Annotated in this window: 10 protein-coding genes; 3 read left to right on the top strand and 7 right to left on the bottom strand. The window is 43.0% G+C overall.

Going from position 1 to position 13,030, the window contains the following annotated elements:
- Window positions 1-123: 123 nt before the first annotated feature.
- Window positions 124-1,671 (bottom strand): ATP-dependent helicase, encoded by a 1,548-nt coding sequence (locus HXT44_RS01970; protein WP_421783033.1) that lies wholly within the window; start codon window positions 1,669-1,671, stop codon window positions 124-126.
- Window positions 1,672-1,826: 155 nt separating this feature from the next.
- Between HXT44_RS01970 and HXT44_RS01965 the strand changes: the two genes are divergently transcribed.
- Window positions 1,827-3,557, top strand: coding sequence for a phosphotransferase (locus tag HXT44_RS01965; protein WP_415693107.1), 1,731 nt, complete (start codon window positions 1,827-1,829; stop codon window positions 3,555-3,557).
- 63 nt (window positions 3,558-3,620) lie between these two features.
- Window positions 3,621-3,839: a DUF3107 domain-containing protein gene (locus HXT44_RS01960; RefSeq protein WP_004105154.1), complete on the top strand. Its 219-nt coding sequence runs from the start codon at window positions 3,621-3,623 to the stop codon at window positions 3,837-3,839.
- Window positions 3,840-4,317: 478 nt separating this feature from the next.
- Here HXT44_RS01960 and HXT44_RS01955 read toward each other — a convergent pair whose 3' ends face one another.
- Window positions 4,318-5,175 carry a PHP domain-containing protein gene (locus HXT44_RS01955; protein WP_102703408.1) on the bottom strand — a complete coding sequence of 286 codons (858 nt, stop codon included), beginning with the start codon at window positions 5,173-5,175 and terminating at the stop codon, window positions 4,318-4,320.
- Between the two features lie 175 nt (window positions 5,176-5,350).
- Between HXT44_RS01955 and HXT44_RS01950 the strand changes: the two genes are divergently transcribed.
- A complete protein-coding gene (locus HXT44_RS01950; protein WP_004110557.1) occupies window positions 5,351-6,001 on the top strand; it encodes a vitamin K epoxide reductase family protein in 651 nt (216 codons plus the stop codon).
- A gap of 40 nt (window positions 6,002-6,041) precedes the next feature.
- On the opposite strand, the gene murI is transcribed toward HXT44_RS01950, so the two are convergent.
- The 5 genes from murI to HXT44_RS01925 all read right to left on the bottom strand — a co-directional run bounded on the left by murI (window position 6,042) and on the right by HXT44_RS01925 (window position 12,548).
- Complete coding sequence (murI, locus tag HXT44_RS01945) at window positions 6,042-6,812, bottom strand: glutamate racemase (protein WP_012913941.1); 771 nt, start codon at window positions 6,810-6,812, stop codon at window positions 6,042-6,044.
- A gap of 62 nt (window positions 6,813-6,874) precedes the next feature.
- Window positions 6,875-8,536 (bottom strand): nickel ABC transporter ATP-binding protein NikE, encoded by a 1,662-nt coding sequence (gene nikE, locus HXT44_RS01940; RefSeq protein WP_102703406.1) that lies wholly within the window; start codon window positions 8,534-8,536, stop codon window positions 6,875-6,877.
- Between the two features lie 6 nt (window positions 8,537-8,542).
- Entirely contained in the window at window positions 8,543-10,252 is a 1,710-nt protein-coding gene (locus HXT44_RS01935; RefSeq protein WP_421783031.1) for an ABC transporter substrate-binding protein, read from the bottom strand.
- Between the two features lie 173 nt (window positions 10,253-10,425).
- Entirely contained in the window at window positions 10,426-11,622 is a 1,197-nt protein-coding gene (locus HXT44_RS01930) for an ABC transporter permease (RefSeq protein WP_415692926.1), read from the bottom strand.
- Window positions 11,619-12,548: an ABC transporter permease gene (locus HXT44_RS01925; RefSeq protein WP_004110570.1), complete on the bottom strand. Its 930-nt coding sequence runs from the start codon at window positions 12,546-12,548 to the stop codon at window positions 11,619-11,621. Before HXT44_RS01925 ends, HXT44_RS01930 begins: the two co-directional genes overlap by 4 nt.
- Window positions 12,549-13,030: the final 482 nt, after the last annotated feature.

The raw sequence follows: 13,030 nt of genomic DNA, 5'->3' as shown, positions 1-13,030 counted from the left end.
TCCAGCTGAATAATCGACATCAACGCTCAAAACGGCATAAACTGTGCAACTGTGTAAAGAAAAGGTCGGTCTCAACCAAAAACGACCAAAACTTTACACGAGCGTAAAATTTATGCCGCGAGATTAAGCCAGAAAGCGGCTAGGCACGCGATTCATGCCAGTTCCACTGTCTTTTCTAGAAGCGTAAGAAAGATGCAAAGTCTTTTCTGCGCGAGTTATTGCAACGTACATAAGTCTGCGCTCTTCTTCCAAAGCACTGTCATCAGTCGTAGAGCCAAAAGGAATAAGCCCTTCAGAGCAGCCAATTACGTAAACATGCGCAAACTCTAAACCTTTAACAGCATGAATAGTTGAAACAGTAACAGTTGAAATATTAGAAGATGCAAAAATGTCAGAAATACCTTGAGAACCGTAGCTTTGCGCATCCTCTAAAACATTTCGCTGCCACCCCACGTCTTTTCTCACGCGATACGGAAGTTTTGCTGCTTTTAACGCTTTACAAACTACTTGCTGTTGAGCATTGGTTCTCGTTAGTATTGCGCACTCCCCAAGATGCGCAACGCCGCTTTTTACAAGTTTTGCAATTTGCTCAACTACACCCAAAGCTTCTTCAACATCGGTTGCAAAAACTTGCTGGCTAACACGAACGCCGCCTTTTGTTGCCGCCTTAACTTTTACGTAATCCTTTTTATGCGCAGAAGCCACAAGCACTCTATTAGCAAGACCTACTATGCGTTCTGTGGAGCGGTAGTCGGTATTCAAACTAATATCTGCTCCAAGAGGAGCAAATTCTTGCGGAAATGAAAGCAAATAGTAACTATTCGCACCTGCAAACGAGTAGATTGTTTGCGCAGGATCGCCCACTACGCAAATATCGCGGTTCTGCCCCATCCATAATCGCAACAATTCGTGCTGTAAAGGAGACACATCCTGATATTCGTCAACTGTGATCCATCCGATTGATTGCTTAATACGGTTTGCAGCTTCCGGAAAATTTCGTAAAATATGGCAGCAAAGTAGAAGAATATCGTTAAAATCGATGCAATTATGCGCATTTTTTTCGGTTTCGTAAGCTTCATATATATCGACAAATTGCTGCGGCTCTAAACCTGCAGGAGGCAAACGGTGCGTAGAAGCGCACACACGCAAGTAATCGTCAGGCGCAATAAGCGAAACTTTCGCCCAATTAATTTCTGCCAAAATATCGCGAGTTTGCAACAAAGTCATATCCGCAAAATCCGGATAACGCTTAAGCGCAGAAGCTATGATTTGCTGAGAATCATTCATAATTGATGGAAATTGTGCTGAACAGACGTCGTTCCACACGCTGCGAATGTGTTGCAAAGCCGCAGAATGAAATGTTGAGACGCATCCAACATTACTTACACCAAGAGCCTCAATACGCGATCTCATTTCCGCAGCTGCTTTTACAGAAAAAGTAACTGCCAAAACTCTTTCAGGATCCCACTTACCAGTAGCGCAAGCATACGCAATTCTGCGCGTAATAGTGCGCGTTTTACCAGCTCCTGCACAAGCTATAATGCGCACTGGCCCTTCTAGTGCGGTAGCAGCTTCGCGTTGCGAATTATCCAACCCGTCTAAAAGTGCTTCTGGAGAAGTCACTTGAGAAGTTTTAGAAGTCACTTGCGAAGGTTCTGGTGAAGAATTCATAATTCTATTGTTGCAGCAATAACAACACTTACGCAACAAGAATAAAAATATGTGTATAACTTACAAAAAATTGGCAAAATTTCGGTGCTTTGTATTACTGTGGGAGTGTGACACAACTCAGTAGATTCAAGTTGGCAGCACTGGCATCTGCAGCCATGCCCGAAGTACAGTTTGCAGGAACGCGCCAAAGTGAGCAAGTTAATGCCACTGATACCGCGGCTGGAATTTCTCACGCCGTTGTGCAAGATATTTCCGGTAAGCTTTACGACGTTTTTATCAGTGCGGATAGTAAAGGTCGCAAGCGTTTGCATGACCGGGCTCGTGCAGCATGGACTCTTGAGCACAGTAAAGATTTGGCAGCTTTGGGATTCGCTTACGACACTATGCTCACGTTTATGCCAGGAAAACGCGAAGATGCTAATAACAACGCTGGAAACGTTGCAAATAATGTAACCGATGGAAATTCTACAGTTGCTGGCACTCAACAATACGTACAACAACAATCTACACAACAGCAATCTATACGAATGTCAAGCATTATTGCCAACAACAACGATGAATACACTGTGCTTATTTGCGAACATCTTGAAGGTAGCGCTCGCGACTTGCGTCTTCTTACTACCGACGATTGCGCAAATGTTGGAACTGCAATCGGCGCTATTCATCGCCTGCGCCCTACTTTCGTAACGCGCGGAAAATACCCTGCTTTTACTACTGGTCAAATTCGCGCACAGTTAACCGGTTGGATTAAAAGACTTCGTCAAGCCGGTCATATTCCAACCGAAATCACTGACAGTTGGTCAAGAGTGTTGGAAACTGAAGGATTGTGGTCATTTGAAACTTGCCCAGTACACGGCGGTTTTATGGATGGCGACATTTTGTTTGCTGGCTCAACAATTACTGCTGTGACAAATTGGCAAAGAATGCAAATTAACGATCCTGCGCGCGATTTGGCTTGGATTTTTGCAAAACTTAACGAGCAGCGCCGAAACGCAGTGCTTTCTGCATACGGTAGAATTATGGGTTCTCGTTTAGATAGTTTGATTATGCTTCGCGCAAACTTGTGGCTGCAAATGGAACAAGTTGGCGATTTTGTTCAAGCTTTGCAACGTGCAGATAACACCAGTATTATGCGTTTTAAGGCTCAAGTTGAGCGTTTAGCGCACGAGCTTAGTCGTATTAGCAATGCACAAACTGCTAAAACTGGTCGTGCTGCAGGAAATCCCGCCTCGACTATTACAGTTGGAACACTTCTTGAAAATGACAATACGCAAAGTCGCCAAATTTCTAAGAATAATTCTACTGAAAACCAACTAAACACTGGAAATAGCGACGAAACTCATGAGCGAGACATTACTTCAGAAAGAAATACTGAATTAAATAACACTCAAGACGAGACTTACGATAGCAACAAAACTATAAGCGACGATACTCATGAGCGCAAAGTTCAATATGCTGGCACACACGCAGCTAACGCTGAGGAGGCTGAAAAAGCAGCACAACTCGCTGACGACACAGCAACTCAAGTAATTACTCATGTAAAAACTCAAACAGTACACGAAACCGCAGAAACTATTGTGCAAACTGCAATGAGTAAATCTGCCGATAGCAATGCTAGTGCTGAGCATGAAAACGTTAGTAACGCTGGTAGCAATGAGGAAACCAAGGACGCCAAGAACAACAATGATTCTGAGGTTAAGGATGAAGTTATAGTTGAGCGTGACAGTAAGGTTGATAGCGCAAACGAGACTTCTTCGGACTCAAAACTTTCTGAAGATACAGAAAGAAATACGCAAAAAAATGACGATAAACCAGAAACCGTAATCATCCCTCTGCTAGAGCGTGAAGAACGAGCAATGCGCGACGCACAAGCAGACTTAGACTAAGATAAATAAAATACTAAATACTAATTAAAACGATAAATAGCGTAAAAAGCAAAAGGAGTATGTATGCGAGTTGTTTTAGGAGTAAAAAACGTTTCTGATTCCATCGATTTTGAAACCAACCAAAGCGCAGAAGAAGTGCGCAAAGTGATTAACGATTCCAAAGATATGCTTGAGTTTACGGACGTAAATGGGCGCACTATTATGGTCTCAGCTTCGTCGCTGTCTTACGCGCTCATCGGCGATACACCAAAGCATTCAGTAGGTTTCGGAGCACTCAACTAAAATAACGAACTCTAGCCAAACCTTCTGAAGCTTTGCAGTATTGCTCTGCAGAAGCTAATTACTTATTGCTTAGTGAGCACTAGCATCTGTGCTACCGCATACGCTACTCCGGATGTACCTACAACGCACACAACATAGCCTATTGCGCGGCTCTAGTTGCATGGGATGTTCGCGTGGGTAGAGATTTGAGATTTTTCGCACTGAGCGCGGCGAACGTCAGAGCCTCAGGCTGCTGATTCGCCAAGCGAAGAAGAAAAATCGAAAAATCTCTGCGATAGACACGGTTATTAACGATTAAACACGCAGAGTTTGGGGGATTTCTTTACGAGCGCTAAAAGAGGACTGAGAAGCTACATTCTTTAAAGAAAGGCGAACACAATAAGCACTTTTAGCAGCCAGAGCGCACGAAGGACGGGACGCGCGAGGAAAGAAATCCCCCAAAACTCGCGCCACATTAAACAAATAGTAAATAAGGAATTTAGAGCTTATAGCCGCGCAAGAGTATTTCCGATACTACTTCGCGGCTTGTTGTTTCTTCGCCCAAACGATTTGGCTTACCGTAGCCATGCCAATCCGAGCCGCCCGTCACAAGCAAATCGCACTTACTCGCTAAAGAAAGCAGTCTTTCACGCTGTGCTTTAGAATTTCCGCGATGATACACTTCTAAACCGTCAAGACCAGCTTTAGCAAACGATATAATTTGATTATCCGAAAGAAGCACGCGGTTACGCGTAGGGTCGGCAGGATGCGCAATAACAACAACCCCTCCAGCATCTTTAACAGCCTCAATAACTTCACGAACATTTGGAGAAGGAGTTGGTATATAGTACGGGCTGCACGGAGAAATAGGCCCAGCAAAAGCTTCAGAACGCGTTTTATACACGCCAGCTTTTACTAAAGCATCAGCGATATGCGGCCGCCCGATCGTAGTTAAGTCACCGAGCTTCGCTTGAGCCAAAACGTCATTCCAAGTAATTGGAAAATCGCGCGACATACATTCAACCATACGCTTTGTGCGATCAAAACGACGCTTCCTAGTAAGCTCAAACATGCTCACAATCATGCTATTTTTCGGATTGTACTGGTATGCGAGCATGTGCACAAACACGCCTGAGTCTTGCGCAGTAATCTCCGAACCAAATAATACTGGCATATTCGAAGCTTTAGCAGCCTCTTGAAAATCATGCCATCCTGCAGTTGTGTCGTGATCAGTAATAGCAACACCTTGCAAACCAACGATTTTAGCTTGCGTAATTAAATCTTCTGGAGTTGCAGTACCGTCTGAATAAACAGTATGACAGTGCAAATCCCAGCGTTCGCGCGCAAAACTCATCATGCTGGAGTTGCTATCGCTAGCATGATTTGATGCTTCACGTTGGTTGTTGCTTATTGCGGTCATATAATCATCGTAAACTGTGCCATGTAACGAGAAATGAATATGCACACATAATTATTTGCTATTATTTATTATTATTCACATCATTCGCAATTAGTAACTTTTAGGAGCAGCAATGAAGCAAACTGACGCCGCTAAAGAAAACTATGAAACAACACTTAGCGGATGGAGGCACTCTGCAGCATGGACGTATGGCATTATGCTATTTTTCTCTGCAGTAGCACTCGTAACTTCGCTTATACTTTCTGCTGAAACCCTTGCTTTAGCGCGCGCACCTAAAAAACTGCTCAGCTGCGATTTTAACAGCGTTGTGTCCTGCTCTAGAGTTGCACAAACTTGGCAGGCAGAAATTGTGAAATTTGGCGAATTAAGCTTCCCAAACGCATTCTTTGGAATTGCTGCAGAAAGCGTATTCGTAACGCTCGCAGTTATTGGAATGATTCGCGTACGCGTGCCGCGATGGTTCGCAATCTGCACTTGGCTTGGTGGGTTATGCGCTCTTGTCTATGCTTACTGGCTGTTTTCGCAATCTATGTTCGTAATTCACGCGTTGTGCCCGTGGTGCATTGTGCTTATGTTCTCCACAACAATGCAATTTATATCTTTGACTCACGCAAGCGTAAGTTCGCAAAAGTTGCTTGTTAAGCGTTTTAGCTTGGTTGAAAGCTATTACCGTTTGCGATACGACTTGCTAATAGATGTGCTTTGGGTTGCGGCATTGCTTACTTTGATTTTGTGCCAATATTCTAAAGTATTTTTTGGCTGAATAAGAGCGATTTTTAACGCAAAATCTTAACGCAAGTCTTTCAGCACAAGCTCTTCGCAAGTTGCTGCATGCGCAAGCTTGTATCCGAATTAGTAAGAGTTATGCTGCCTTCTTGAGAATCGCTTGCAAGCTCATTATTAAGTTCCAATATTTTGCGCAAATGATTAATAGTTCCTTCGTTGCCGTCAACAATATTCGTGCGCGCAGGCAAAAACTCGCGGAAATAATCCCTATAAAACACAAAATGAGTGCAGCCCAGCACAACCGAATCGATACTGTCTAAATCATACTCGTCGAAATACTTGTGAAGAGCAGCAAAAACTACATCACGATTATTAAGCTCCCCACGCTCAACAATACGCACTAAATCAGGACAAGGCTGCGAAAAAATCGTGTTATTTTGCGAAAAACGTTGCAGCAAATCCGCAAACTTGCGCTCGCGAAGAGTAAGCGGAGTTGCAGCTACGATTACGCGCTGAGGCTCACCTTTACCTAAATCACAAGCTAATTTAAGCGCCGGCTCCATACCTATGATAGGTATATTGTAATGCGCGCGCAAATCGTTCACAGCTGCGGAAGTGGCAGTATTACAAGCAATTACAACAGCTTTTACATTTAAACGAACAAAATGCTCGACGATTGCAAAGCTTAACTTTTTAACTTCTTCAGGCGTTTTAATGCCGTATGGCGCGTTTGCAGAGTCGCCGAAATAAATAATTCGCTCATGCGGCAGAGCAGCATGCAACTGACGAGCCACGGAAATGCCTCCAAGCCCAGAATCAAAAACGCCAATTGCTGCCGACGATGCCATAAACTACCTCCTAAAAACGCTTACTATCGTAATGGCGAGTGTCAACATACTAGGAAAACATACTACGAAATATATTGAACGCTGCCATTTCTAATTATGGCAACTTCGCTAGCAACTTCTTGCACAACGCCAACATCATGAGTAATAAACAAGCATGCGTAACGGTATTTTTGTTGCAAATCATGCAATAAGTTAAGTACACAACGTTGCACTGTTACGTCAAGCGCAGAAGTTGGCTCATCCACAATAAGCAGAGAAGGCTGCAAAATCAACGCTCGCGCAATACCTACGCGCTGTCTTTGACCTCCGGAAAGCTCGTGAGGAAAACGGCTTGCGAATTCAACTGGCAGTTGTACTTGATTAAGCATTTCTTCAACGCGCTCTAAACGCTCATTGGCATCAAGATTCGTGTGTAAAAGTAATGGTTCTGCAATACTCCAGCCAATGGTTTTACGCGGATTTAGTGCGGAACCTGAATCTTGAAAAACGTATCCAATTCGCGATAATGCTTGGCGGCGAGCTTTATTGTTTAATCTGTTTAAGTTTTCTCCATTAAGTAGCACTAATCCTGAATTTGGTTTGATTTGCCCAGAAATAAGCTTTGCAATAGTGGTTTTCCCAGCTCCAGACTCCCCGACTAAAGCTAGTGTAGAGCCAGAGTTAATGCGCAAGTTTGCATTAGCGAGAGCAAGCTTATTTGAATTTTTGCTAAAACGAGCATGCGAATACTTCACACTTACGCCTTGAACTTCAACTACTGGAGATTCAGATCCTGGAGATTCAGAAATATTCTTAGCAATATTCTTAGCAATTGCTTTTGCTACTTCTTCTATACTTTCATAAGAATCACCACTTGAAGCATATTGCATATCAAATTTAGGAACAGAATCTAGCAAAGTGCGCGTATATTCGTGCTTAGGATTCGCAAAAATATGCTGAACTTCGCCAGATTCCACAATATTCCCGCCTTGCATTACATACATTTCATCTGCGAGCGCGCGCACAACACTCATATCGTGCGTAATAATTAATACAGCAAGCTGTAATTTCTCCGACAAATTACGTATAAGACGTAAAATATCTCGTTGCGTGGTGATGTCGAGTGCTGTTGTAGGCTCGTCTGCAATCAAAACTTGTGGACGATTTATTAAAGCCATAGCAATCATCGCACGCTGGAGTTGGCCGCCAGAAAGCTCATGCGGATAAGAACGATACACGCGCTCAGCATCACTCAACTCAACCTCGAGAAGCTGCGAAATCACACGCTTCTTACGCTCTCTTTGGCTAAGCTTTCCTGCTTTTTCAGGATGATATATTAGCGCTTCTTCTATTTGCTTGCCAATTGTTTTCACAGGATTAAACGCACTGGACGGCTCCTGAAAAATCATGCCAATCATACCACCGCGAATATGCTCATAAGAGGCATCTTCGCTAAGCAAATTTATAAAAGATTCGTTAGCATCCGAAGCGTTAAGAAGTGCCGCATTCCCTTCAACACGCGCATTATTATCGAGCAATCCCATAAGAGCCAGCGCAGTAAGTGACTTTCCAGAACCGGACTCGCCTACTAACGCAGAAACCATTCCAGCACGCAATCGCATAGAAACATTGCGTGTAATTTGCCTACCGTCAATCGAAACCGACAAATCTTCAACACTTATAACAATTCTTTTACGCGCATCCAAATCTTTATTATCCAAAGCTTGCGCATCCAAATTCGTCATCTTCAATCACCTATTCAAAGACACAGCTGCATAATTAGGGTAAGCAGGAAAACTTCCGATGTAGAAATTCTCAACACCGCTTCCATGAATAAACGTATTATGCGAGTAAATAAGCGGAACAACAGGAGAATCTTCCATAATAGCGTGATCCGCCTTTTGCCACAGTTTATGAGCCGAATTCTCGTCAACAGTTTGCACAGCTTCGCGAATTAAAGCATCTACTTTAGGATTCGAATAACGAGAAATATTCCAGTTACCGCCGCCAATTTGCGAAGAATCAAAAAGCGGTCCCAAATTCGCAAAAGCAGAAGGAAAATCAGGCTGCCACGAAGCCAAAGCCAAATCGTAATCTCCGGAATTTGACGTAATTGCATCCGTAAAGTTTACTGCGTCAACAGTTTTAATCGTCACTTTAATACCAGCTCGCTTTAAACTTGATTGCACAGAAGATGCCACTTGCGTTTGATCCGGACGAGCAATCAGAATCAACTTAATATCGGTTTTACCTGATTTTTTCAACAGTTGTTTAGCTTTCTCAACGTTCCCTCGAGGATCTTCAGAATACAAATTAAACTGCTTTCGACCAGAAATACCAGGCGTAATAAGCGTAGTAGCAAAACCTCCAGCAATTTCGCCGCCCTTCGCAGTTCGATACGACTGCTTATCAACAGCATACTGAATCGCTTTTCGAATATTGATATCCGTTATTCTGCGCGTATTCATAGCCAAATATTCAAGAGCACCATCACTACTAGTAGTTAGCAACTTGCGAGATTGAGGATGCGCTTGAGCTTGTGCAAGCTGAGCAGGCGGCACAAAATCAGCCAAAAATGCGGCTTTTGTATCCGTATTTCCTTGAATCATAGACTGAGCTGAAACAGTAGTGTCTGAACCAAGTTTCCACACAATTTCATCTGCAGAAGCTGTGCGAGTACTGTCAAGCTTGGAATCCCAATACTTATTGCGTTGCATTACAACTTGCTTTCCAACTTCGTTCTGCACAATCCTGTATGGTCCTGAAGATTTCGGCCTTTTACTATATATCTGAGCATCGCCTGAACTAGTTGGAACTGGCACAAATGCAGCCAAAGATGTCACCCACGGCCAATCTGCAAAAGGTGCTTTCAAATGGAAAATAATCGTTTGATTATCTGGAGTTTCAATCGAATCAAGCGACTTTCCGTCGAATGGTCCTCTATAGTTTTCAGCTCCAACAAGAAGAGTTTTGTGATATCCAAAACCACCGCTTAACGAATCTGCAAACGAGCGCTCAATACCAAATTTAATATCGTGCGAAGTGATTTCGGTTCCATCTTCATACTTAACACCCTTTTTAAGAGTGTATTTCCAAGTTTTTCCGCCGTCACTTGTTGTGCCAGTATCCGTTGCCAAATCTGGAACTACGCGCGTTTGCTCGCTTGAATCCGGACTTACTTTCCACGTAGTAAGTGCGCGGAAGATGAAATTATTTGACGTAATTGGCAAACCCTGACTGCGCGCTGGATCGAAATTCATATTCGTATTTGACGTAAATATTGTAAAAGTTCCGCCTTTTTTAGGATTAGAATTTAGCACGGAAGTGTTCGTAATACTGGTTTTCCCAGAGTTGTAATTTGTGCAAGCTGAAAGCGAAAGTAGTGAAATTGTAAGTAGTGAAAAAGCTGCTGTTGAAGCAAGAATTTTCTTTGAAGCCGTATTATTTTTGAAAATGAACATAATAATCCCCTTATTTCTTTAATCTTTTCTATTTAAAATTTAATTCTTTAAAACTCGCGCATAAGCTATTTAACATTTTTGAACTTGAGAAAAAGTGAGCGAGCTGACACGAGCAGCATCAAGCAAACGCAAGCGCTTAGTCCTCGCCCACTAACAATTTCACTCGAAAGGCACTAACAGACTGCGGCACGAGGATCGATGAAACGATAACAGATGTCAACAATAAGATTCGCAACAATCACAAGCGCAGCCGCAAAAAGCGTCACACCAACCAGCACTTGCAAATCAAGATTTTTAACAGAATCAAGAAGTAGCGAACCCAAACCTTGCATAGAGAAAACTCTCTCAGTAATCACAGCACCGCCAAGCAAACCGCCTAGATCCAAGCCAAACATTGTTAGCACAGGAAGCATTACGTTAGGCAGAGCGTGACGAGTTATAACTTTCGTTCGCGGCATACCCTTAGCCAAGGCAGTGCGCATATAATCCTGTTGCAACTCGTCAAGCATATGAGCACGAGTAAGTCGCGTATAATAAGCAGCGTTAAGAAGTGCCAAAACAATCCACGGAAGTAGCAAATGCTGCAGCCAACCTAAAGGATCATCCGAAAAATTCACATAACCGCCTGTAGGGAAAATTGGCAGATATACTGCAAAAGCAAGTATTGCAAGCATACCAATCAGGTAAGCAGGGGACGAAATCCCCACTGAAGAAAGCGCTCTAAATGCACGATCAAAAAGCGATCCTTCTTTAGAAGCAGAAATCACTCCGGTTACTACACCAATAATTACCCAAAGTAATGCAGCGCCAATCGCCAAAGAAGCTGTCACAGCAAAACGGCTCATAATAAGATCTGTGACTGGTTCGTTAAGCGTGAAGGACCAGCCTAAGCATGGAGACGAGCAGATAATTGCGTCACCAGCGGCTGAAATTCCTGAGGATGCAGAATTAGTTCCAAATTCTCGTCCAAAAAATATCCCACGAATATAGTTTCCAAGCTGCTCATACCACGGCGCGTCCGTGCCCATAAATGCGGAAACTCGAGCCAAACGCTCAGGAGTGCACGGCTTTCCGCAAGCTAGTTGCGCAGGATTCGCTGGGAGCATAAAGAAAATAAGGAATAATACAACTGCAATCAGTGTTAAAACAAGTACCGCGCTTGCTGAACGCTTTATTAAAAACGTAAGAAAATCTACGGTTTTGCTAATAATTCGCGGGTTTTTTGCGGATTCATTATTGCTGTTATTACCAATATTTTGTTGCATATTTTTCTTCTGCGTATTATTTACATTCTGCTTATTGCTGATATTTTTCGTACTGCTATTACTATTTTTTGTATCGCTATTACTAATATTTTCCTTATATCTCATGCCGTCGCCGCCTTTTTAGCGCGAGGCTGAAGAGCACTGGCCAAACCGTCACCAACAAGATTAAAACCGAAAGTTAGCAAGAACAGTGCAGTTCCAGGGAAAAGTAAATACCATGGGTCAACTAAAACCCACTGCACAGCTTCCGCAATAGCGCGACCCCACGAAGGCGAAGGCGGATTCATACCAACGCCAAGGAAAGACAACGCAGCTTCAGCTCCAATTCGTCCAGGAATAAGGAACGTTACATTCACAAGCAACAACGGCATCATATTTGGCATTATTTGTTCACGAAGAACATGCCACGTACCGGCTCCCATTACGCGAGATGCAACTGCAAAATTGCGAGATTTAAGCGTAAGAGTTTGAGCGCGAACTAAACGCGCAATACTTGGCCAACCAAAAAATCCTAAAACAAGTATTAGTAGAAGCGGACGCGGAAAATCTTGCGGCACAACAGCAGACAAAGCAATCGCAAAAATCAGGAACGGGAAACCGAAGAACACGTCCATTGTGCGCGAAAGCAAAGCATCTGCAAAACCACTGAAATACCCTGCAATCATGCCGATTACGATGCCAAGAAATAGCGATATTATGGTAGAAGCGACGCCAATTCCAAGAGATACGCGCGCGCCATGAGCCACAATTGCAAAAATATCAAGACCACGAAGTGGCGTAAGACCAAACCAATGCTGGAAATTAATGCCACCAAAACCTGTTGGAACAGAATTAAAATCTAAATATTCTGGATGCTCATCATAAGGATTATTGCCAGTGATTGCAGTAAAAGCATCGGCAAAAATTGCCAAAATCACAAAAATTGCAATAATTATACTTCCGATAATAATGCCAGAATTATTTCCAGTAGGAACGGTGACGCTAGATGAATCACGCTTATAGCGTGAACGAAATACACCGACCCTTCTCATCTTTACTCATTTCGTCACCTGCACTTTCTTTTTGAATATCATGCAATATAAATTAACGCAAAACACAAATCGAGTAAAAATTTGTATTGTTGTCTTATCGACACTATAGGAACCCATAGAAAACGGGGTGTCACATTGACTCGCTTTTCGATTAAGCGTAGCGCGAAAAGAGACCCAATGCGGTAGCACCGACTCAATGCTGAAAGCACAGTGTGCTTTCAGCGTCGGCGCGCACTCGATTACGCTTTCTTTATTCTCTTAAGAAAGCGTAATCTGACGACCAACAATCCAAAAAATGTTAATTAACTGCTCTTGCTTGAAGCTGCATTGTGCGCTTCAAGCAAGCTCAATGCGGTAGCGCTTGCTTCTATAAATAGCCTTTAACCACAATGCGTAAAAAAATCTAGGAAAGCCGACTTAAAGCATTTACGATACTTAATACAAAACAACAATCATTAAAAATAGTTTCAATTGATGCTATT

The sequence above is a fragment of the Gardnerella sp. DNF01198P genome (assembly GCF_049244165.1).
Classification (GTDB): domain Bacteria; phylum Actinomycetota; class Actinomycetes; order Actinomycetales; family Bifidobacteriaceae; genus Bifidobacterium; species Bifidobacterium swidsinskii.
This window is presented reverse-complemented; position numbering and strand designations above follow the sequence as displayed.